Annotated in this window: 19 protein-coding genes; 12 read left to right on the plus strand and 7 right to left on the minus strand. The window is 61.0% G+C overall.

All coding sequences use genetic code 11. The features are described 5' to 3' along the window. Window positions 1–659 precede the first annotated feature (659 nt). The 3 genes from pth to otsA form a co-directional block, all read right to left on the minus strand. The gene (pth, locus tag GE253_RS20600; protein ID WP_153206035.1) at window positions 660–1,277 is read right to left on the minus strand and encodes an aminoacyl-tRNA hydrolase; all 618 of its coding nucleotides are present in this window, start codon (window positions 1,275–1,277) and stop codon (window positions 660–662) included. A 21-nt stretch (window positions 1,278–1,298) separates the two neighbouring features. Beyond that, a complete protein-coding gene (locus tag GE253_RS20605; protein WP_153206036.1) occupies window positions 1,299–1,883 on the minus strand; it encodes a 50S ribosomal protein L25/general stress protein Ctc in 585 nt (194 codons plus the stop codon). A gap of 190 nt (window positions 1,884–2,073) precedes the next feature. Further along, window positions 2,074–3,462, minus strand: a complete 1,389-nt coding sequence (otsA, locus tag GE253_RS20610; protein ID WP_348770917.1) for an alpha,alpha-trehalose-phosphate synthase (UDP-forming) — start codon at window positions 3,460–3,462, stop codon at window positions 2,074–2,076. A gap of 837 nt (window positions 3,463–4,299) precedes the next feature. Here otsA and GE253_RS20615 point away from each other — a divergent pair. Continuing rightward, the gene (locus tag GE253_RS20615; protein WP_153206037.1) at window positions 4,300–4,866 is read left to right on the plus strand and encodes a DNA-3-methyladenine glycosylase I; all 567 of its coding nucleotides are present in this window, start codon (window positions 4,300–4,302) and stop codon (window positions 4,864–4,866) included. Window positions 4,867–4,891: 25 nt separating this feature from the next. On the opposite strand, the gene GE253_RS20620 is transcribed toward GE253_RS20615, so the two are convergent. Together GE253_RS20620 and GE253_RS20625 are read right to left on the minus strand one after the other, a co-directional pair. Beyond that, window positions 4,892–5,131 carry a hypothetical protein gene (locus GE253_RS20620; protein WP_153206038.1) on the minus strand — a complete coding sequence of 80 codons (240 nt, stop codon included), beginning with the start codon at window positions 5,129–5,131 and terminating at the stop codon, window positions 4,892–4,894. Between the two features lie 107 nt (window positions 5,132–5,238). Next, window positions 5,239–6,534, minus strand: coding sequence for an NCS2 family permease (locus GE253_RS20625; RefSeq protein WP_153206039.1), 1,296 nt, complete (start codon window positions 6,532–6,534; stop codon window positions 5,239–5,241). 114 nt (window positions 6,535–6,648) lie between these two features. On the opposite strand from GE253_RS20625, the gene GE253_RS20630 reads away from it, so the two are divergent. The 3 genes from GE253_RS20630 (at window position 6,649) to GE253_RS20645 (ending at window position 9,733) form a co-directional block, all read left to right on the plus strand. Next, the gene (locus tag GE253_RS20630; RefSeq protein WP_153206040.1) at window positions 6,649–7,026 is read left to right on the plus strand and encodes a hypothetical protein; all 378 of its coding nucleotides are present in this window, start codon (window positions 6,649–6,651) and stop codon (window positions 7,024–7,026) included. 78 nt (window positions 7,027–7,104) lie between these two features. Beyond that, on the plus strand, window positions 7,105–8,820 hold the full coding sequence (ade, locus tag GE253_RS20635; protein WP_153206041.1) for an adenine deaminase: 1,716 nt from the start codon (window positions 7,105–7,107) through the stop codon (window positions 8,818–8,820). A 289-nt stretch (window positions 8,821–9,109) separates the two neighbouring features. Further along, window positions 9,110–9,733, plus strand: coding sequence for a hypothetical protein (locus tag GE253_RS20645; protein WP_153206043.1), 624 nt, complete (start codon window positions 9,110–9,112; stop codon window positions 9,731–9,733). Window positions 9,734–9,788: 55 nt separating this feature from the next. Here the strand turns inward: GE253_RS20645 and GE253_RS20650 are convergent, their stop codons facing one another. Beyond that, the gene (locus GE253_RS20650) at window positions 9,789–9,905 is read right to left on the minus strand and encodes an antitoxin MazE-like protein (RefSeq protein WP_153206044.1); all 117 of its coding nucleotides are present in this window, start codon (window positions 9,903–9,905) and stop codon (window positions 9,789–9,791) included. Between the two features lie 157 nt (window positions 9,906–10,062). Here GE253_RS20650 and proS point away from each other — a divergent pair, with 157 nt between their 5' ends. The 6 genes from proS to GE253_RS20680 all read left to right on the plus strand — a co-directional run bounded on the left by proS (window position 10,063) and on the right by GE253_RS20680 (window position 18,487). Next, entirely contained in the window at window positions 10,063–11,376 is a 1,314-nt protein-coding gene (gene proS / locus GE253_RS20655) for a proline--tRNA ligase (RefSeq protein WP_153206045.1), read from the plus strand. Window positions 11,377–11,463: 87 nt separating this feature from the next. Further along, window positions 11,464–11,892 carry a hypothetical protein gene (locus GE253_RS20660; protein ID WP_153206046.1) on the plus strand — a complete coding sequence of 143 codons (429 nt, stop codon included), beginning with the start codon at window positions 11,464–11,466 and terminating at the stop codon, window positions 11,890–11,892. A 122-nt stretch (window positions 11,893–12,014) separates the two neighbouring features. Then, the gene (hisS, locus tag GE253_RS20665) at window positions 12,015–13,364 is read left to right on the plus strand and encodes a histidine--tRNA ligase (RefSeq protein WP_153206047.1); all 1,350 of its coding nucleotides are present in this window, start codon (window positions 12,015–12,017) and stop codon (window positions 13,362–13,364) included. A gap of 267 nt (window positions 13,365–13,631) precedes the next feature. Then, window positions 13,632–14,759 (plus strand): helix-turn-helix transcriptional regulator, encoded by a 1,128-nt coding sequence (locus GE253_RS20670; RefSeq protein WP_153206048.1) that lies wholly within the window; start codon window positions 13,632–13,634, stop codon window positions 14,757–14,759. A 183-nt stretch (window positions 14,760–14,942) separates the two neighbouring features. Next, window positions 14,943–16,166, plus strand: a complete 1,224-nt coding sequence (locus GE253_RS20675) for a serine hydrolase (RefSeq protein ID WP_153206049.1) — start codon at window positions 14,943–14,945, stop codon at window positions 16,164–16,166. 107 nt (window positions 16,167–16,273) lie between these two features. Next, entirely contained in the window at window positions 16,274–18,487 is a 2,214-nt protein-coding gene (locus tag GE253_RS20680; protein WP_153206050.1) for a TonB-dependent receptor, read from the plus strand. A gap of 25 nt (window positions 18,488–18,512) precedes the next feature. Here the strand turns inward: GE253_RS20680 and rfaE1 are convergent, their stop codons facing one another. Then, window positions 18,513–19,964 carry a D-glycero-beta-D-manno-heptose-7-phosphate kinase gene (gene rfaE1, locus GE253_RS20685; protein ID WP_153206051.1) on the minus strand — a complete coding sequence of 484 codons (1,452 nt, stop codon included), beginning with the start codon at window positions 19,962–19,964 and terminating at the stop codon, window positions 18,513–18,515. 190 nt (window positions 19,965–20,154) lie between these two features. Here rfaE1 and GE253_RS20690 point away from each other — a divergent pair, with 190 nt between their 5' ends. Beyond that, a complete protein-coding gene (locus GE253_RS20690; RefSeq protein WP_153206052.1) occupies window positions 20,155–20,736 on the plus strand; it encodes a GbsR/MarR family transcriptional regulator in 582 nt (193 codons plus the stop codon). 3 nt (window positions 20,737–20,739) lie between these two features. Continuing rightward, on the plus strand, window positions 20,740–22,086 hold the full coding sequence (locus GE253_RS20695; protein ID WP_153206053.1) for a cytochrome ubiquinol oxidase subunit I: 1,347 nt from the start codon (window positions 20,740–20,742) through the stop codon (window positions 22,084–22,086). Window positions 22,087–22,093 lie beyond the last annotated feature (7 nt).

Genomic DNA, 22,093 nt, shown 5'->3' on the forward strand with positions numbered 1-22,093 from the left:
GGTGCAAGGACCATTGACGACCTCTGGAGGGCCATTGGAAACATATGCGACCTCTACGACCAAGACGAATGCTGGAACTACTTCAAGGCCGCAGGATATGCGTCCGATTAAAAGCACGTTGCTCTAGAGTGCGCTCTAAGTCAAGCGCGTTTTCGATTGGTGGAAAATGGTGGCGTTGCCCTCTGGAGCCGCGCTCCTGGCGGCGCCGGAACCACGTCTGAGGTGTGTTTCCGCCATCCGGCTTCGATCGCTAACGCAGAACGGCAGCGGGGCGCATGGAAGCCCTGCATTCGACCAATGCGCGGTGATGTATTGCGTCAGTCGGTAGAGCGGCCGGACTTGGTCGTTGCGGTCTCGCAGCTTGGCCGCCACCCGGAACATCGGATCGTTCCAGGGCAAGTCCATGTTGGCGCCAGCGTTTGAATGCCTTGATCAGAATCTACAGGTTCTGATCAAGGCAAATGAGGATCAGCCATTGCAGCGTGATGCCGTGGAAACATCGCGCCTTCACGACAGCGGCCCCAACGGGTTGGGTCGGATTTTCCATTCCGGTGAGGAAGGGGTTTGAATACCCTGACCGTGAAGTCTGACCGCCAGGATGGGAATGACGCCCCAGGCCTGGAGCCGTGTTTTCGGTCAGCGGAAATACGCGCTGAACATCACACCGGCGCGTCGGGCTTCGGCGGCTTCGGTGCTTTGGCGGGCTTTGGCGGCTGGGTCAGGGAGGCGACGCGGGAGGCGTATTTCTCCGGCTCCCCCTTCACCAGGGTGGCCAGTTCGCCGGTCAGCGCATCCAGCAGCTTGGCCAGCCAGGGCTCGTCGGCCTTGGCGAAATTGCCCAGCACCCAGCCATGCACCCGGTCCTTGTCGCCGGGATGGCCGATGCCGATGCGCACGCGCCAGTAATCCTTGCCGATGTGATCATCGATGGAGCGCAGGCCGTTATGGCCGCCATGGCCACCACCCTGCTTCACCCGGATCTTGGCCGGGGCGACATCCAATTCGTCATGAAAGACGATAACCTGATCAGGGATCAGCTTATAGAAGCGCATGGCTTCCCCGACCGACTGGCCGGAAAGATTCATGAAGGTCTGTGGCTTCAGCAGGAAGCATTTCTCGCCCCCCACCAGACCTTCAGCGACGAACCCCTGGAAGCGTTTCTTCCAGGGGCCGAAGCCGTAATGGCGGTGGATATCATCCACCGCCATAAACCCGACATTATGCCGGTGCCGTTCATATTCCGAGCCGGGATTGCCCAGGCCGACCAGCAACCGCATCGTTCGAGTCTCTTGATATTATCAAGCGGCGTCGCTGCCGCCCGACGGGGCGACGAGGGTCGCGATGGTGAAATCGCGGTCATCGATGGTCGGACGCACGCCTTCCGGCAGCTTCACGGCAGAGATGTGGATGGAGGCACCCACGTCAATACCGGCCAGATCAACGATGATCTTCTCCGGGATCGCAGCGGCGCGGGCATACACTTCGATATCGTGACGAACGACATTCAGCATACCGCCGCGCTTAATGGCCGGGCAGGTTTCAACATTCACGAACTCCACCGGCACCTTCAGGGTGATTTCGGTGGTGTCGCTGACGCGCAGGAAGTCCACATGCAGCGGGCGGTCATAGACCGGGTCCAACTGAACGTCACGGGGCAGAACGCGGTGCTTCACGCCATCCAGTTCGATATCGAACAGGTGGGTGAAGAAGCCCGGACGGTGCAGTTCACGGGTGAACTTCGTGTTGTCCAGGGCGATCATCACTGGCTTTTCCTTGTTGCCATAGATGACAGCCGGAATGCGACCATCACGGCGCGTAGCACGGGCGGTCCCCTTTCCGGCCCGGTCGCGGGCCGTGGCGGCGAGCGCGATAATCTGGGTCATGGTACTCTCCTGACATGCAAAAAAGACCCTTACCCGGTGGAATCCGTTCCCACCGGTCCGGGTCGGTATGGCGCCAGCCTCCAGGGGTGCTGTACGCCGTGAAAAAATGTGGGGCGCTTGTAGGCGAAAATGGCTGGAAAGTAAAGGGATGCTGCGCTGTCCGGCCGCAGATGGGTGCCTTGCGGCATCCTCACCCGGCCAGGGCCGCGACATAATCCTCTCGCCAGCGAGTGATATCATATTCCCGCAGGTGCCGCAGCATGGCCGCGTGCCGTTCCTTGCGCTCGGCCAGCGGCATATGCAGGGCACGCTGAAGACATTCCGCCACCTCGCCCGTATCATAGGGGTTGACCAGCAGCGCTTCCCCCATCTCCCGCGCAGCCCCGGCGAAGCGGGACAGGACCAGCACACCGGGGTTGTCTGGGTCCTGGGCTGCGACATATTCCTTGGCGACAAGATTCATCCCGTCGCGCAGTGGTGTTACCAACCCTACCTGGGCGGCGCGGTAGAACCCGGCCAGGGTACGCCGCCCGAAACTGCGGTTGAGATAGCGAATGGGTACCCAGTCGAAATCGGCGAGGCGGCCATTAATATGACTAGCCATGGTTTCCAGTTCTCGCCTGATCTGCTGATATTCAGCCACGTCACTGCGCGAGGGCGGGGCGATCTGCAGAAAACTGACGGCGGAGAGGTTTTGCGGGTAGCGGTCCAGCAATTCCTGAAAGGCGGCGAAACGCTGGGGCAGGCCCTTTGAATAGTCCAGCCGATCTACGCCGATGATCAGCGCGCGGCCCACCAGGCTGTCACGCAGCCGTTGTGTCGCCTCGCTATGGGCGGCTTGTGCCGCCAGCTTTTCCAGGTTGGCCGTATCAATGCTGATGGGGAAGACCCTGGCTTCAATGCAACGACCATCGGCGGCGGTGATGCGGGCCGAAGCGCCGTCTTCCGCCATCTCTATGGTGCCGGCACCGCTCGTCGCCACGCACTGCGTGAAACAGCCCAGATCGTCGCGCGTATGGAACCCGATGAGGTCATAGGCGCAGAGCGCCTCCACCAGTTCCACCATGGCCGGTAAGGCCGACAGGATTTCCGGTGAGGGCCAGGGTGTGTGCAGGAAGAAGCCCATCCGTTGGCCGTGGCCGCGCCGGCGCAATTCCTGCCCCAACGGCATCAGATGATAATCATGCACCCAGACCAGATCCTGGTCGCGCAGCAGGGGTGTCACCTTCTCGGCAAACAGCATATTGACCCGGCGATAGCCTTCATAGGTGGCCGCATCGAAGCTGGCCAGATCCAGCCGGTAATGCAGCAGAGGCCACAGGGTCGCATTGGCGTAGCCATTGTAATATTCGTCATGGTCACGCCGGTTGAGCGGCATGGTGGCATAGGTGATGTTGCCGGCCTGTTTCAGAATCGGTTCGGTGGCCTCTGCGCTCTCTTCAATGTCTCCGTTCCAGCCGAACCAGATGCCGCCCTGGCGTTTCAGGGCTTCCAGGATGGCGACGGCCAGGCCACCAGCCTGGCCTTTTCCCTCGGTCACCGGTGCAACCCGGTTGGAGATGATAACGAGACGGTTCACCTGCCTTGTCCTCTGAGTGGTTGCGCGTAATGTCCTGCGGTTGGATCGGGCCCGGACGTCGGCGGTAACGCCGTGACATGCCGAATGGGTCCAATGGGGGAAGGGGGGGCAGCCATGTGTGGGCGCCGCCCGGAGCGGTTCAGAGACGTTTAGCCCGCGGGATGTGGCTATTGTGCAGCACTATGTTGCGGCGCGAAGGTGGCCTGTATCTTGAGGGAGCGGCAAGCCTTTGGCAACAGTTAGAACAAGGATGCATCCCGGGTTTCTGATTTTGCACTTGCACAATGGGAGCGAGGCGAGCATAGTCTGTCTTGCGACACGGCCCTATGCCCTCTGTCGTAACGCACTTCTTGGGCGTTTCCTCCCTAAACTCAGGCCGTGGCAATGCCACGGCCTTTTTTCTTGCTCGAAGGGCGGGAAAGAGACGGCTCGGTAGTGAAATTACCGATTTCAGTTCGTCATCAGAATGGTTTAATTAACGGCCGTGATGCTTAGGCCGTTGTTCTGGAATATTTCACACGGCGCCCGTAGTGACGGCTGCTGGCGGTTCGCTCGGGGTGACGACATCACTGACCAGCCGAGTCCCCTCACTACAGCTATGGCAGCCCCACCGGAGCGAATCATGCGATGCAAGAACTCCGTTCAGTTCCGCGCGATACTCGCCTCAATAAGCTGACGGCCTGTTTTCCGAACGCCATTTCAGTTCGGCTGGCGTGCCGGGATGATGAGGTTTCAGAGGGCGCTTTGTTGCGTACAAAACAAGAACATTTTTGGCGACAAGCTTGCATCGTTGGGGTAGGTTACGGCGTCTTCTCTGGAAAAGCAGGAATTGGCGCCATGTCCGGCTATTGCGATATTGCCCCCGGCCACGAATGGCACGGCCCCTATCACGACCATGAATATGGCCAGCCTCTGACCGGGGAGGCCGATCTTTTCGAGCGATTGATTCTGGAGATCAATCAGGCCGGCCTGTCCTGGCTGACCATTCTGAAAAAGCGGGAGAGCTTCCGCGCCGCCTATGACCAATTTGAGGTCGACAAGGTGGCTGCCTATGGGGAGGCGGATGTTGTCCGTCTGCTGGCCGATCCCGGCATCATCCGTAACCGGCTGAAGGTGCAGGCGGCCATCCACAATGCCCAGGTGATCCAGCGGTTGCGTGAAAGCCATGGCGGCTTCCATGGCTGGATTGCCGCCCATCATCCCCGCGCCAAGGCGGATTGGGTGAAGCTGTTCGCCAAGACCTTCCGCTTCACCGGTGGGGAGATCGTGGGCGAGTTCCTGATGAGCATCGGCTATCTGCCCGGTGCCCACCGGCTGGATTGCCCGGCGCATCTGCGCCTGTCGAATCAAGAAATTCCCTGGGTGACGGCGCTGCGGGCAGGTTTCACAGGATATGCCGCTTAATTAAGCGGCATATTTTTGCCCCGACTTATGCATCTGCCACGCATTTGTGCAAAGCGAGCAAAAAATGCACAAACAAAAAGGCAAGCCGAATTTTCGGCTTGCCTTTGAGCAGTAAAAAGAAAAAACTAATTCTTGTCGAGCGGGGTTGGATCCCTTCTTGACACGCCTGGTGGCGATTCCTCCCTAAACTCAGGCCGCGCTGCCTTTCGGCGCGGTCTTTCTTTTTGTGGGGCGGAGTATAGAGGCGCTCTTCCTGCCCGTCCATCCCCAAAATCATATTTTGTCAAAAAAACGCACAAAAAAGATGCGGCACCCTGATCGTGTAAGCACCACCGACAGGGGTATGCCGTATCAGGGGCACCGCAACCGATTTCAGCCCAGCAGGACGAATTTCGCTAGAAAAAGAGCCGCTAAGCCGATCACCACCGGCCCTGCCTTCCGCCACTTCCCCGCGAGGATCTTGATGCCGGCATAGGCAATAAAGCCAAAGCCTATTCCGTGTGCAATTGAGTAAGTAAGGGGCATTGTTAGCGCTGACACGACGGCAGGTGCATATTCTGTAACCTCTTCCCAGTCGATTTCCGTCAAGCCGCGGGCCATGACGCAGGCAATATAGAGCAGGGCAGGGGCGGTGGCATAGGTCGGGATGTTTGCGGCCAGTGGGGCCAGGAACAGGCTGGCCAGGAACAGCAGGGCCACGGTGACCGCCGTCAGGCCGGTGCGGCCGCCGACATTGGTGCCGGCCGCGCTTTCAATATATGAGGTGACGGTGGAGGTACCAAGGGCGGCCCCCACGGTAGTGGCGGCGGCATCGGCGAACAAGGCGCGCTTCAGCCGGGGCAGGCGGCCCTGTTCATCCAGCAGGCCGGCCCGGTGGGCCACGCCCACCAGCGTGCCAGCCGTATCAAACAGATCAACGAAGAAGAAGGCGAACACCACGGTGATCAGGCCGATATTCAAGGCCCCCTTGATATCCATGGCCAGCAGGGTCGGCGTCGGGTCTGGTGGCAGGGAGAAAACCTGCCCGCTGAAGGGCGTCACCCCCAGCGCCATGCCCAGGCCTGCCACCGTTAGAATGGTGATGATCACCGCCCCCGTCACCCGCCGCGCCACCAGAGCGCAGAGCAGCAGAAACCCAACAGCGGCCAGAATAGCCGGCGGCTTGGACATGTCGCCCAAGGTGACCAGCGTGACCGGGTGCGCCTTGATGATGCCGGCATTTTCCAGCGCGATGATGGCCAGGAATAAGCCGATCCCGGCGGAGATGGCCAGCTTCAGGCTTTTGGGGATGGCGTTCACCACAGCCTCCCGCACCGGCAGGACGGAGAGGATGATGAACAGGATGCCGGAAATGAACACGGCCCCCAACGCCACCTGCCAACTGTACCCCATCTGCCCGACAACGGTGAAAGCGAAATAGGCGTTCAGCCCCATGCCGGGCGCCTGGGCGATGGGGTAGTTGGCATAAAGCCCCATGATGGCCGACCCGATGGCGGCAGCCACGCAGGTGGCGACGAACACGGCCCCATGATCCATGCCCGCCGCCGAGAGAACCTGTGGGTTCACGAAGATGATGTAGGCCATGGTTAAAAATGTGGTGAATCCGGCCAGCAGCTCGGTGCGGACATCGCTGCCCAACGCCTTCAGTTTGAAGTAGGATTCCAGCAAGGTTTCGGCTCCCCAGGGAAGACGGGAAAAGGCGGGATGGAGATGCCAGTATTTAACGGAAAAGCATGGGGCGCTATAGGTTTGCTGCTGTGCAGCGCGCTGGTGGCCACAGCTTTGGCTCAGACCCTCCAGCAACCAGCAGCGGGGCGCGAACCCACCATCCGCATTGATCCCGCTGCCTGCCAATGGGTGACGCGCCATCACCCATCCGCCGATGTGGAGTACAAGCCAGGGGTGGATGTGAATGGCAATGCGGTGGCCCCGGCTGATCTGCCGGGCAGCGGGGGCATTGATCTGTCCGGCGACATTAATATCGCCATCACCCTGAACACGGCCAAGCGCCTGGGTATCCCCGCCAATGATCTTTACAAGGGCGAGCTGCAGGTGGGCATGGTCACGGTGCGTGGCAATCAGGTGCTGTTCAACGGCAAACCCATCCAGCCCGAGGCCGAGCAGGAACTGCTGATCTTGTGCCGGGAGAAGGGGAAGTAACACCGGCTTGTTGCGCCGCATTGCCGGTTCGGCGCAGGATAGGGGATGTTATCGCCCGTACCCGCCGGAGTAGGCTTCATGGACCGCGCCACCGCCAAGACCATCCTGAAACAGCGTATTGATCAGGCCATGGGCCGGTCACGCGCCGATCTGGTGATCAAGAATGTGCGGCTGCTGAATGTGGCGACGGGCACGATTGCCGAAACCGATATCGCCATCTGCGGCGATACCATCGTTGGCACCTATGACCGCTATGACGGCTTGGTGGAGATCGATGGCAAGGGCCGCTTCGCCGTACCCGGCTTTATCGATACCCATGTGCATTGTGAAAGCACGCTGGTGGCCCCCAGCGAATTTGACCGCTGCGTCCTGCCGCGCGGCACCACCACGGCTATTTGCGACCCGCATGAAATCTGCAATGTGCTGGGGGAGACGGGGCTTAAATATTTCCTCGACAGCTCCCTGTCGACGGCGATGGATTTGCGGGTGCAGCTATCGTCTTGCGTGCCGGCCACGCATCTGGAAACGGCGGGCGCGCGGCTGAGTGCCGACGATCTGGCCCGCCATCGCCACCATCCCAAGGTGATCGGGCTGGCCGAGTTCATGAACTTCCCCGGCGTGCTGTGGAAGGATGAGGAGACGCTGGACAAGCTGGCCGAATTCTATGGTGCCCATATTGACGGCCATTCCCCGCTGGTGACGGGCAAGGAACTGAACGCCTATCTCTCCTGTGGCATCCGTAATTGCCATGAATGCACCAGTCAGGCGGAGGCGCGGGAGAAGATCGCCAAGGGGATGCAGGTGCTGATCCGCGATGGCTCCGTCTCCAAGGATGTGGATTCGCTGGCCGGGCTGATCGACCCGCTGACCAGCCCCTTCCTGGCCTTCTGCACGGATGACCGCAACCCGCTGGATATTGCCGAAGAAGGCCACCTGGATCACCTGATCCGCCGCGCCATCGCCCAGGGGGCCGATATCGCCGCCACCTACCGCACGGCCACCTGGTCGGCGGCGCGCGGCTTCGGCCTGAAGGATCGCGGGTTGGTGGCACCGGGCTATCTGGCGGATATCGTGCTGCTGGACGATCTGGCGCAATGTACCGTTTCCCAGGTGATTCGCGCCGGCAAGCCGGTGAATTCTGAGAGTTTCGCCGGCCGTCGTTCGCCCTCGCCGGTGGGGCTGGGGTCGATCAAGCGGGCGCGGATTGTGGCCGAGGATCTGGCCATCCCCGCCAGTGGCCCCGGCACGCCGGTGATCGGCGTGCTGCCCAATAAGATCATTACGGAGGCGTTGCAGGCGTCGGTGCCTTATCGCAATGGCCGCCGCCATGCCGACCCGGAGAATGACATTCTGAAGATCGTGGTGGTGGAACGCCACGGCATCACCTGCAATATCGGCAAGGGCTTTGTGAAGGGCTTTGGCATCCGGTCCGGGGCGCTGGCCAGCTCGGTCGGCCATGACAGCCATAATATCTGTGCCGTGGGGGCCAGTGACGCCGACATGGTGGTGGCGATCAACCGTCTGATCGAAATCGGTGGCGGCTTTGTGGCGGTGAAGGATGGGGCCGTGGTGGGTGAACTGTCCCTGCCGGTGGCGGGGCTGATGAGCCTGAAACCGTTCGAGAATGTGGAACATGAGTTGGAAGCGTTGCGCGCCTCGGTCAAGGCGCTGGGCTGCCCGCTGGCGGAACCCTTCCTGCAACTGGCCTTCCTGCCCCTGCCGGTGATCCCGCACCTGAAGATCACCGATATGGGACTGGTGGATGTGGATAAGTTTGAACTGGTGGCGGCATGAGACTATATTCGGGTGGTGTACTGTCTTTGATGGTGTGAGGTAGGCAATGACACGGAATAGCCGGCACGTCGTTCCCAGTCCCAATGGAGGGTGGAGTGTCCGCGCTGCGGGTGCGACGCGCGCCTCCCGGCATTTTGACACTCAGGACGAAGCGATTGAATATGGACGTGATCTCGCTAAGAGAAATAACGCCGAGTTTTATGTTCATGACCGTAATGGTATGATCCGCGAGAAGAGGAGCTACGGGAATGATCCATTCCCGCCCCGTGACAAACGGTGACGGAAATCCATGAGCTTTGAGAAGAGTGTTTTCATAAATTGCCCTTTTGATGATGAATACAAGGGGATGCTTAGGCCGATTTTATTCCTTATCATCGATATGGGTTTTGAACCTCGGATCGCTCTGGAGAGTTTTAATTCTGGAGAGGCTAGAATCGAGAAGATCATTAGCATTATCCAAGAGTGTAAATTCGCTCTTCATGACTTATCCAGAATTAAGTCAACGAAAGTCGGGGAATTTTATCGAATGAATATGCCCTTTGAACTTGGCCTAGATATAGGATGCCAACGTTTCAAAGGCGACAAATGGTCGACAAAAAAGTGTTTGATCTTGGAGGCGGAGCGATACCGTTATCAAGCTGCCCTGTCTGATTTATCAAATTCTGACATTGCTGTTCACAATAATGACCCCGCTGATGCTGTCAGAGAAATACGTAATTGGCTTTGCACGCAAATACAGATAAAAGTGCCAGGATCAACCCGTATTTTCGGACGATTTACTGATTTCATAACAGATCATTTTAACGAACTTGAATCCCAAGGGCATTCAAAAAAGGATATTGAAAATTATCCCGTTGCTCCTCTGATGGATGATATTAAAAAATGGACATTAAGCAACCCTTGGCACCTGTAGGGTCATAATGTGTCACATTATTTCTCCAAACAGTAAAAACTAGACTCCTTAATTTTCAATCATCCGCATCAGCTACCCTATCCAGCCAATCCGCCATTTCCCGTTCCTGCGGATCATCGCACAGGGACAGCGATTGTCGGCGGCATTCATCGGCTGTGATGGACTTGCTCATCCTGACCACCCTCCTGTTACATGTAACATGGACCTGCGCGGGTGCCCTTGCAAGCCGGCCATCCGGTGCGTCCCCACTCTCCCGCCTTGCCGCCGGCTTGCGCAGCCCCTAAAGTCGCGGCCAGTTTCACCGTCATCGAGCTTGCGAGTTTTCCCCCATGCGCATGTCCACCTATTTCCTGCCCACGCTGAAGGAAACGCCGTCTGAGGCGCAGATTGTCAGCCATCGTCTGATGCTGCGCGCCGGCATGATCCGGCAGACCTCTGCCGGTATCTATGCCTGGCTGCCGCTGGGCTGGAAGGTTTTGCAGAAGGTGGCGCAGATCGTGCGGGAGGAGCAGGACCGCGCCGGTGCCCAGGAACTGTTGATGCCGACCATCCAGTCGGCCGACCTGTGGCGTCAGTCGGGCCGGTATGAGGCCTATGGCAAGGAGATGCTGCGCATCACCGACCGGCATGACCGCGAAATGCTGTTCGGCCCCACGAATGAGGAGATGATCACCGATATCGTCAAGACCTTCGTGAAGTCTTACAAGGATCTGCCGAAGAACCTGTACCATATCCAGTGGAAGTTCCGCGACGAGGTGCGTCCCCGGTTCGGCGTCATGCGCGGCCGTGAATTCCTGATGAAGGACAATTACTCCTTCGATCTGGATGCGGAGGGTGCGCGTCTTTCCTATCGCCGGATGTTCCTGGCCTACCTGCGCACCTTCGCCCGCATGGGCATCAAGGCCATTCCGATGCGCGCCGATACCGGCCCCATCGGCGGTGACCTGTCCCATGAATTCATCATCCTGGCGGAAACCGGCGAGAGCCAGGTCTTCTGTGACAAGAAGTGGCTGGAACTGGATGTGCTGGCCGATAACCCGGACGCCAATGGCGATCTGAAGGATTTCTTCGCCAAATACACCTCCGTCTATGCCGCGACGGAAGAGATGCACGACGCCGCCAACTGCCCAGTTCCGGCCGAGGAACTGGAAACCGCGCGCGGGATCGAGGTGGGGCACATCTTCTATTTCGGCACCAAATATTCCGCCCCCATGGGTGCCGTGGTCACCGGGCCGGATGGCCAGCCGGTGACGGTGGAAATGGGCTCCTACGGCATCGGCGTGAGCCGCGTCGTCGCGGCCCTGATCGAGGCCAGCCATGACGATGCCGGCATTATCTGGCCGGACCAAGTGGCCCCGTTCAAGGTGGCGCTGATCAACCTGAAGGCCGATGACGAGGCCTGCCGCAGCACCTGCGACGAGGTTTATGCAAAGCTGAACGCGGCGGGCGTTGAGGTCATCTATGATGACCGTAACGAGCGTCCGGGTGCCAAGTTCGCCGATATGGACCTGATCGGCATTCCCTGGCAGTTGACCATCGGCCCGCGCGGCCTGAAGGCCGGTACGGTGGAGCTGAAGCGCCGCGCGACGGGTGAGAAGCTGGAGCTGCCGCTGGATGAGGCGCTGGCCAAGGTGATGGGCTGAGTGTGACGGTTACCGGTGGGGTGCCCGTCCGGCACCCCACCGAATTTCTGCGGGCTTTGCCCGTCCGATATTGTTGAGTGCTTTTGCATGTTTTGTGTTGGGCATGGTGATGGCTACATCGCCTTTGCCAAGCAGGCGGATATCTTGACCGTCCGTCTGTGCTTGGACGCGTCATCCCATCATATTGTGATTGGCTTCAAAATCGCCCAACAACTTGGGTGGTTATCGCCTGATAACGCTCTGGTTATCGATCTACGCCGCTTTATTGGGTCCGTCGATTGGGCATGTGTGCGGGAACTACGGGAATTGGCACCATGGATTGATCAACCAAACAGCCATACCGGCTGCGCCTATCTTCTGGAAGTGGGAGATATGCGCCGGTATCTGATCAATGTCGTCTCCGCCCTGTACCCGGCAGTTTGTCATCGCAGCTTCACGGAAGAGGCGGCAGCCCTGGATTGGCTGGCAGATTTGGCGGTGGCTGGTGACCGGCGGCCATGCCTGCGGCGGGCCTGATTTTCAAAACCATGATCCGCAACGGGTCGTCGGAGGGCTGATCAGACCACAACAAGGCTGGCGATGGGGCGTCACAGCGGCTAAAACCGCAGGCGCTCATATCTTATTGCTGGATTGCCCCCATGGCCCTGATCACCCCCCGCACCCCGCCCGGCACGATGGAACTGCTGCCACGCCGGCAGATCACCTTCCAGCGGATGCTGGATACCATCCGCCGTACCTATGAGCGGTTCGGCTTCCTGCCGCTGGAAACCCCGGTGTTCGAAGTGGCGGACGTGCTGCTCTCCAAATCCGGCGGGGAGACGGAAAAGCAGGTCTATTTCGTGCAGTCCACCGGGGCCATCGAACAGGGGCACAAGCCTGATCTGGCGCTGCGCTTCGACCTGACGGTGCCGACCGCCCGCTATGTTGCCCAGCATGAGCGGGAACTGGCCTTTCCCTTCCGCCGCTATCAGATGCAGCGCGTCTATCGCGGTGAACGGGCGCAAAAGGGGCGGTATCGGGAATTTTATCAGTGCGATATCGATGTGATCGGCAAGGACAGCCTGTCGGTTGTCTATGATGCGGAAATGCCGGCGGTGATCTATGCCGTGTTCACCGAGCTGGCGGTCGGGCCGTTCCAGATCAATTTCAACAACCGCAAGATCCTGCTGGGCATGTTCGAGGCGCTGGGCATCACCGATCCCGGCGTGCGCGTGCTGGTGCTGCGGCAGGTGGACAAGCTGGACAAGCTGTCGCGCGAGGACGTGCTGGCCCTGCTGCAGGGTGACGGGATTGGCCTGTCGGCGGATAATGCTGCCCGCGTGCTGGACATGATCGGCTTCTCCGGCCCGGCGGCCGACACGCTGGCGCATCTGGACCGGCTGGGGCTGGACAATGCCACCTTCCTGGAGGGGGTCGCCGAACTGCGCCAGGTGGTTGGCGCGCTGACGGCGTTTGGCGTGCCGGAGACGCATTGGCGTGTCAATCTCGCCATCGCCCGTGGCCTGGATTACTATACGGGTACGGTGTACGAAACGTTCCTGACCGATCATCCCGGCTTCGGCTCCGTCTGTTCCGGCGGGCGGTATGAGAATCTGGCCGGGCTCTATACCAAGTCCAAGCTGCCGGGCGTGGGCATCTCCATCGGGCTGACGCGCCTGTTCTATGCGCTGGAACAGGCGGGCATCGTGGCCGATGGTCCCTCCACCGTGCAGGCGCTGGTGACGCAGTTTGATGCCGACCTGCTGCCCGATTATCTGGCCATCGGGGCGGAATTGCGGGCCGCCGGCATCAATACCGAAATCCAGTTGGAACCGGCCAAGCCCAAGAAGCAGTTCACCTACGCCGACAAGGCCGGCATCCGCTATGCCATCATCATGGGGTCGGATGAAAAGGCCAAGGGTGAGGTGCTGGTGAAGGACATGGTATCCGGCGAACAGGCCAGCGTGCCGCGCGCCGATCTGGCCGGCTGGTTGAAGCGGGCCGTCTGAGCCCGGCCGGCGGGGCTTGGTTTCTGATGGGGCGGCCGATGGCAGGGCCGCCCCAGCCTGCCGTTCACGAAAAAATCCCTGCTCCTCACCCTTCTGAAGAAGTCCCCGGTACTGTATTATTATGATACAGTACTGTTATGCCGCCATGGCGACCTTGGCCGGTAAAGGGCGATAATGTCCTGATCACCCTCCTGGGACGGGCCGACCATCGGCACGGGCATCAAAAATGCTGCCCGATAAAGAAAACAAAGTACAGGGGAGGGTGAGATGCAGGAGATGTTGCTGAATATCTATGCGTGCCCGTCAGCTCCAGACCGCTGGAGCGTGGTGCTGGATCAGGTTTGCGATTTCATGTCGGTGCGTAGTGCTGTGATCCAGGTGCTGGATTACAAGGGCGGGCGCTTCAACCCGGTTTGGGATGTGCGGGATTCCTATTCCCAGGCGCATCGGCAGGAACATGATCGGGTGCTGAATAATGGCGATAATCCCCGTCTGCGCATTTGCCCCAGTGAAAGGGTTGCCCGCCAGCCGGTGGTGACGCGGGATGAGGATGTATTCCCGCCCGGATCGCCGGAGCTGCTGGAGCTTAAGCAGCGGCGCCTGATGTTGCAGCTGGGCTGCAATCTCTGTGGCCTCACGGAATTGTCGCCCGGTCGCTTCCTGGTTCTGGTGCTGCACCGATCGGTCATGATGGATCAGCCCTTCGGGCGGGCTGAAGAAGACCTGACCATGCAATTGCTGCCGCATCTGCGGCAAGCAATCGATCTGGGTGAGCAGTTGCAATCCACCCGTCTGCAGGCCGATTTGCTGTCGGAGGCGGGGGATGTGCTGGGGGCCGCCCTTGTGCTGTGTGACACGGCCGGTCGGATCATCTGGATGAACAGCCCCGCGCGCAGCCTCCTGCATCGGTCCCCGGCAATCCGCGAGATGGGGGGGCATATCCGGGCGGTACAGCCAGCCGACACCGGACCGTTGCGAACCCTGCTGTCCCAGGCCGGGGCCGGTGGGCCGGCGCAAGCCACCCAACTGACCCTGGGCCGGATGGATGGGGAAGGGGCGGTGCAGGTCATGGCCACCGGCCTGCACGCAGCCCCGATGCTGTGGGGGCGGGAAAGCTCGCGCACCGTAGCCCTGCTGCTGCGGGAGCCGGGTCGCCCGATGAATATCTCACCGGCGGCCGTGGCGACCCTTTTCGGCATGTCAGCGGCAGAGGCGCGGCTGACGGTCGGGCTTTGTGACGGGTTGTCGTTGCGGGATTATGCCCAGCAGCGCGGTATTACGGAAGGAACCGCCCGCATCCAGTTGAAGCGTGCCCTGGCCAAGACCGGCTGTCCCCGTCAGGCAGAACTGGTCCGGCGCGTCTGCACCTCCCTGGCGGTCAGCATGATGCAATAGGTGGGCGGCCATACAGAACGGCCACCGCCAATTTTCCGGAATATCACTGCAACAGTATCCCATATGGGAGCCGCGGCCGGTCCGTAACACCCCCAACAATGCAGGTACCGAAACAGAGCGGGCGCGCTGAAAGCGCCGGCTCTGGCTTCCATCAAACCTGTTGCCGCCAATCAAGGGGGAGTTATGAGAGCTGGTCGAATTCTGCGTCGGGGCGCGTTGGCGCTGGCTGTGGCCTGTGTGCCTTACATGGCCCTGGCCTATCCCGCACCGGCCCCGGACCCGTCGCTGCCGCCCTCCACCGTGCCCAGCGCCGTGCAGGATCTGCGGCGCAAGATGAATGATGCGGATGTCAACGCCCTGACCTTCCATTCCATGGACCAGCTGTTCACCACCCGCACGGTGGCGCGGTCGGGTGCGGTCTGGGAACTGCCCAAGGCCGATCATCCGCTGGATCTCAGCTATTCCTACAAGGGCCAGCAATATACGGCGGAACAGTTCCTGGATCGGACCTACACCAACGCGCTGCTGGTGATGAAGGATGGGCGCATCGTCTCTGAAATCTACCGCAACAATACCAATCAGCAGACGCGCTTCATGGCCTGGTCGGTGACCAAATCCATCACGGCGATCCTGATCGGCTGTGCAGTGCAGGAAGGGCGCATCAAGTCGCTGGATGACCGCATCACCACCTATCTGCCTGAATTGAAGGGCGGGGGCTATGATGGCGTCACCGTCCGGCAGATTTTGCAGATGCGTTCCGGCGTGGATTACGAGGAACGCTACGATTTCGCCAATCCGGGCGTTGCTGCCCGCAACCATGAACAGGCATTGGTGCGCAATGTCGTCCGCTTCGCCGACGCGGCCCGCACCATCAAGCGCCAGCACAAGCCGGGCGAGGTCTGGGCATATAAGACCCTGGATACGGCGGTGCTGGGCTGGCTGCTGGAACGGGTCAGCGGCGGCAGTACTGTTGCCGCCTATGCCGCCCAGCGTCTGTGGGAGCCGCTGGGCGCCGAACGCGACGGGTTCTTCATCATGGATGGCCAGCCCGGTGTGGGGCGGGAGTTCAATGGCGCCGGCTTCAATGCCACGGCCCGCGATTTCGCCCGCATCGGCCAAATGATGCTGCAGGACGGGCAGGCGAACGGGCATCAGATCGTCTCTCCTGAATGGGTGCGGGAGGCTACCAAGGCCACGGGCGGGCCGGGGCCGGGCTATGGCTATCAATGGTGGATCCCTAACGATCACGCCTTCCAGGCGCTCGGCCTGCAGGGTCAGTACATCTTTGTCGACCGGGCGACCCGCACCGTTGTCGTGAAGCTCAGCTATTTCCCGCCTGAGAACATGGAAGCGCATGACGAGACAGGTGCCTTTCTGGAGGCCGTGTCGGCCTGGACACCGCGCTAAGCGCAAAGAATGATGGTCGGGGCGGCCCACTGGAAAGGCCGCCCCGAACCGGGCAGCAAGCCCAAATAAAATCAAGATAAAATCAAGAAGACAGGGAGTACGGGACCATGAAATCGATCAATGGAAGGGTTCTTGTTCTGGGTTTGCTGGCCACGACGGCCATCAATACCGGGGCGCTGGCCCAGACGGCGGCGCCTGCCAGCGCCGAACCGGAAGCGTTCGCGTTGGAAGAAATTGTGGTGACCGCGCAGCGGCGGTCGGAAAACCTGCAAAAGGTGGCCATCGCCATCACGGCGCTGGACCCCCAGCAGCTGGAAGCCAAGGCCGTTGTGCAGCTGGCCGATCTGCAAAGCGCCTCACCTTCCTTGTCCATCACCAATGCCGGGCAAACCCAGTCGGTGAATATCCGTGGCATCGGGCTGGCCAGCAATTCCCCCAATGCCACGGCCGGCGTTGCCACCTATGTCGACGGGCTGTTCCAGCCGCCCATCGTGCAGTTCAACAGCTTCTACGATCTGGCGGGGGTGGAGGTGCTGCGCGGGCCGCAGGGCACGCTGGTCGGGTCCAACTCCACCGGTGGGGCCATCTTCCTCACCTCCCGCAGCCCGGAACTGGGCGGCCAGAGCGGCTATGCCACCGCCTCCTATGGCACCGATAACAGCTATGGGGTGGAGGCGGCAACGGGCGCGCCGATCAGCGACACCATGGCGCTGCGCGTCGCCGGCTTCATGCGGGGGCACGACAGCTATTACAAGGATACCGGCCCCTTCCATAACAAGGCCGGCAAGCTGGATGAAAAGGGCGGGCGTGTCGGGCTGCTGCACCAGACCGATGATTTCCAGGCCCTGCTGAAGGTGCAGTTCAATGATATGCAGACGGGCGGCTATGCCTATCAGCCCATCCCTGGTACCTATTTCGCCTCCTATGCGCCGCGCGATCGGGAGACGTTAAGCTTTGATACTCCGACCTCTCACCGCGAGCGGGCCTTCATCACCAGCCTGGAACTGAAGAAGACTTTCGCCAACGATATCCTGCTGCGCTCCGTTTCTGGCTATCAGAGCAAGACCGTTAACAGCCTGGATGATATTGACGGTTCGCAGGCACCGGCCCGTCTTGGGGGCGAAATCGTCTGGGATTATTATGCCAATGAAAAGCAATATAGCCAGGAGTTGAACCTGATCTCCCCGGAGGAGGATCGGTTCAACTGGATCCTGGGCGGGTACTTCCAGCGCAACGATATTGATGTCCGTATCCATGAGACATCGGGCGGTTTTCCCACCCACATCACGCCGCAGAACAAGCGCACCACCACCGGTCTGTTCGCCCAGGGCAATTATCGCCTGACGGAGAAGGTGGAGCTGCAACTGGGCGGGCGCTATTCCCACTATAAGACGGACGGCAAGGGCGACGTTGTCATTGGCGCCGGCATCCCCGGCTTTCCACCCGGCGGCCTGCCGGTGACCGACCTGTCGGGCTCCTATAAGGAGACGGTCTATACCGGCAAGGCCAATGTGAATTTCTATCTGGATGACGATAATCTGCTCTATGTCTTCGCCGCCCGTGGCTACAAGCCCGGCGGCTTCAATTCGAAGGAATCGACCTTCAGCCCGGAAACCGTGTGGGACTATGAGGCGGGCTGGAAGTCCACCCTGTTCGCCGGGCATATCCGCACCCAGTTGGCCGCCTTCTATAATGATTATTCGAACTTCCAGTTCGATATCCTGAATACGGCCACCGGCCAAGCCGGCATCAAGAACATCACCGACGCCACCATCAAGGGGTTCGAAGCCCAGTTGGAGGGACAGTTCGGTGATTTCAAGTTCGATGGCGGGCTCTCCTTTGTCGATTCCGCACTCAAAGGCGGGGTCGGCTATGTCAATACACGACCCTTACCGCCCGGCACGCTGGGCGCGCAATGCCCACCGGGTGCCCCCTCCGCCCCGCCGGTCTGTTTCAATTACACGCCCTTCCAGGCTGTCACCAAGGCGGGCCCCAACCTCTATTCCCCGCGCTGGAGCGGTAATATCGGGGCGCAATATACGTTCAAGCTGGATGAACGGACCACCCTGGTGCCACGCCTGAACTATGCCTATCTCGGTTCGCGCTACAGCTATATCGGCTATTCACCGATCTCCGACCGTCTGTCGGCCTATGGTCTATTGTCTGGCCGCATCACGCTCAACCGGGATAGCTGGCGGGTGGAACTCTATGCCACCAACCTGACCGACAAATCCTATGTCTCGGGCATGGCGTCAGCTTCCAGCAACCAGTTCTATGGCCCCCCCCGGGAAGTTGGCATCCGCGTCGGGGTGGAGTTCTGAAGCATCACCGGCCGGGGCGCCCGCCTCAGGTGTCCCGGCCGGTGATGTGGGCTACGGTGCGGGTGGTGCTGAAACCTTCCTTCAGGTTGGCCAGCAGCACCTGCCCGCCCAATCCCTGGACGAAATCGGCCCCCACCACCTGATCGATGCGGTAATCCGCCCCCTTCACCAGCACATCCGGCCGCACCAGTTGGATCAGTTCCAGCGGCGTGTCCTCACCAAAGGGCACCACCAGATCGACCAGTTGCAGGCTGGCCAGCACGGCGGCGCGGGCATCTTGATTCTGAATCGGGCGACTTTCCCCCTTCAACCGGCGGACAGAGGCATCGTCATTCATGCCGACGATCAGCCGGTCACAGGCCGCCCGTGCCTGGCGCAGCAGCGACAGATGGCCGGGATGCAGCAGGTCGAAGCAGCCATTGGTGAAACCGACACGCAGGCCGCGTTCGCGCCACTGCGTGGCGATGGCTGCCGCTTCATTGCCACTGGCGATCTTCGCATCAATGTCGCCGGCGTCCTGCTGACGCAGGGCCAGCGCCACCTCTCCCGGTGTCACCTGGGCCGTGCCCAGTTTGCCCACCACAATTCCCGCCGCCGCATTGGCCAGCCGGGCCGCATCGGGCAGGGAGGCGCCACGGGCCAGGGCACAGGCCAGCATGGCGGCAACCGTGTCACCAGCACCGGAAACGTCGAACACTTCCCGCGCCATCGTGGGCAGATGGGTGACGTCATCGGCGGTCACCACCGACATGCCCTGTTCGCTGCGGGTGACGATGATGGCACCGATCTCATGCCGGGTCAGCAGGCCGCGGGCGGCATCCACTACGCCGGTATCATCTTCACAGTCGGCACCGCTGGCCAGCCGCAGTTCGGTCAGATTGGGGGTGACCAGATCGGCCCCGCGATAGCGGCCGAAATCCCGCCCCTTGGGATCGACGATCACCCGTTTCCCGGCCCCCTTGGTGGCGGCGATGATCCTTTGTGGCAGGTCGCCGGTCAGCACGCCCTTGGCGTAATCGGATAACAAAATCACATCGCTGTCAGGCAGGGCTCCTTCCAGGGCTGCCAGCAGGCCGGCAGCCTCCGCCGCTGTCGCCGGTCCCACCTTTTCTTCATCCAACCGCAGCATCTGCTGCTGGCGGGCGATCATGCGGGTTTTCACCGTGGTTGGCCCGTCTGCCCGCGTCAGCAGCCGGGCTGCCGGCCCGGCCAGCCGCCGCACCGTGGCACCTGCCCCATCGTCGCCCACCAGCCCGATCAGCACCACGCCGGCCCCCAAAGCCTGGGCGTTGGCCGCCACATTGCCAGCACCGCCCAGCATTTCCCGCGCATGGTCGTATTTCAGCACCGGCACCGGGGCCTCGGGCGAAATCCGCGCAATATCGCCATAGATGAACCGGTCCAGCATCACATCGCCCATGATGGTGACGCGCGCACCGGCCAGGGAAGCCAGGATTTCGGCCAGGGATAGGGTCATCGGGCGAGGCGGCCTTTGGCTGCGGGGCGGGACTTCAACCTGTCTTTTATCCCGATAAAGGCTTGCCCGCCAAGCGTGCCACAGCAAAGTGCCGTCCGATATATCATTCCGCGCTGCGGCAACCGGGCACATTCCAGGCGAACCGTTCCTCCTCCACATATTTCAGAAATTTCTGAAAGTTGAGGAAATCATGAACCTGCCACCGGTCATCCAGGCCTTTGTGCTGCATTTCGGGGAGATGGGCAGCCGATGGGGCATCAACCGCACGGTGGGGCAGATCTATGCCCTGCTCTATGTTTCCCCGGAACCGCTCTGCGCCGATGACATGGTGGACCGGCTGGGCATGTCGCGCTCCAACGTCTCTATGGGGTTGAAGGAGCTGCAATCCTGGAACCTCGTGCGGCTGATGCACAAGCCGGACGACCGCAAGGATTACTTCACCACACTCGGCGATATCTGGCAGATCGTCCGCACCCTGGTGGAAGAGCGCAAGAAGCGGGAGGTCGACCCTACCTTGTCGGTCTTGCGCGAACTGCTGATGCAAAACCCCGCCATGGCCGACGAACAGCACGCGCAGGACAAGATGCGCGAGATGTACGAGATGATCGAGATGCTGTGCGGCTGGTACGACGATGTGCGCCGGCTGGAGACGGAACGGCTGATGCAACTGCTCAGCCTGGGCGCCAAGGTGCAGAAAATCCTGGAGGTGAAGGACCGGCTGTTCGCCCTGCCGGGCGGCCGCTCCAAGGAACCAGCGGGAAAGGAGGGCTGAACCATGGATGCTCTGATCCTGGCCCGCATTCAGTTCGCGGCCAATATCTCCTTCCATATCCTGTTTCCCACCGTCACCATCGCGTTGGGCTGGGTGCTGTTGTTCTTCAAGCTGCGCTTCAATGCCACCGGCGACCAGAAATGGATGGATGCCTATTTCCAGTGGGTGAAGGTGTTCGCGCTCACCTTCGCCATGGGGGTGGTTTCCGGCATCACCATGAGCTTCCAGTTCGGCACTAACTGGCCGGGCTACATGAAGGTGGTGGGCAATATTGCTGGTCCGCTGCTGGCTTACGAGGTGCTGACGGCCTTCTTCATGGAAGCCACCTTCATATCGGTGATGCTGTTCGGCTTCCGCCGGGTGCCCAACTGGCTGCACACCACGGCGACATTCCTGGTCGCCTTTGGCACCACCGTATCCGCCTTCTGGATCATCGCGCTGAACAGCTGGATGCATACCCCGGTCGGGTATGAGATGCGCGATGGCGTGGCCCATGCCACCGACTGGCTGGCGATCGTCTTCAACCCCTCCATGCCCTATCGGCTGGTGCATATGCTGCTGGCCTCCGGTCTGACGGCGACGTTCCTGGTGGCGGGCGTGTCGGCCTGGCGTTGGCTGAAGGGCGACCGGGCGCCCGCCGTGCTGGCAGCATTGCGCACCGGGATCTATGCCGCCGCCGCCCTGATCCCTTTGCAGATCCTGGCCGGCGACATGCACGGGCTGAACACGCTGGAACATCAGCCGGCCAAGGTGGCCGCCATGGAAGGCCATTGGGAGACGGGGGGCCATGTGCCGCTGCTGCTGTTTGCAGTGCCGGATGAAAAGGCGCGCGCCAACCATTTTGAACTGGCGATTCCGTCCGCTGCCAGCCTGATCCTGCGGCATGATCCGGCCGGCGTGATCCAGGGGCTGAATGATTTTGGGGGCAAGCACCCGCCGGTGGCCCCGGTCTTCTTCTCCTTCCGCATCATGGTCGGCATCGGCATGGCTATGCTGGCCATCTCCTGGGCCACGGTCTGGATGCTGCGTCGGCGCGGCCAGCCCTCTGTCTGGCTGGCGCGTGCCCTGGTGGCCATGACCTTTTCCGGCTGGGTGGCCACGCTGGCCGGCTGGTATGTGACGGAGATCGGGCGTCAGCCCTGGCTGGTGACCGGTGTGCTGCGCGCCGCCGATGCGGTGGGGCCTGTGCCCGCCAACTCCATCGGCCTGTCGCTGGCGCTTTATCTGACGCTCTATGCCGGGCTGCTGATCGCCTACATCACCGTGATTTTCAAGCTGGCCGGCAAGGCCGTGAAGGCCGGCAAGCAGGCGGGGCTGAACGGCCCGGCCCTGCCGCAGGCCGCCGGTTGAGCGGGAA

The organism is Niveispirillum sp. SYP-B3756 (assembly GCF_009495745.1).
GTDB lineage: Bacteria > Pseudomonadota > Alphaproteobacteria > Azospirillales > Azospirillaceae > Niveispirillum.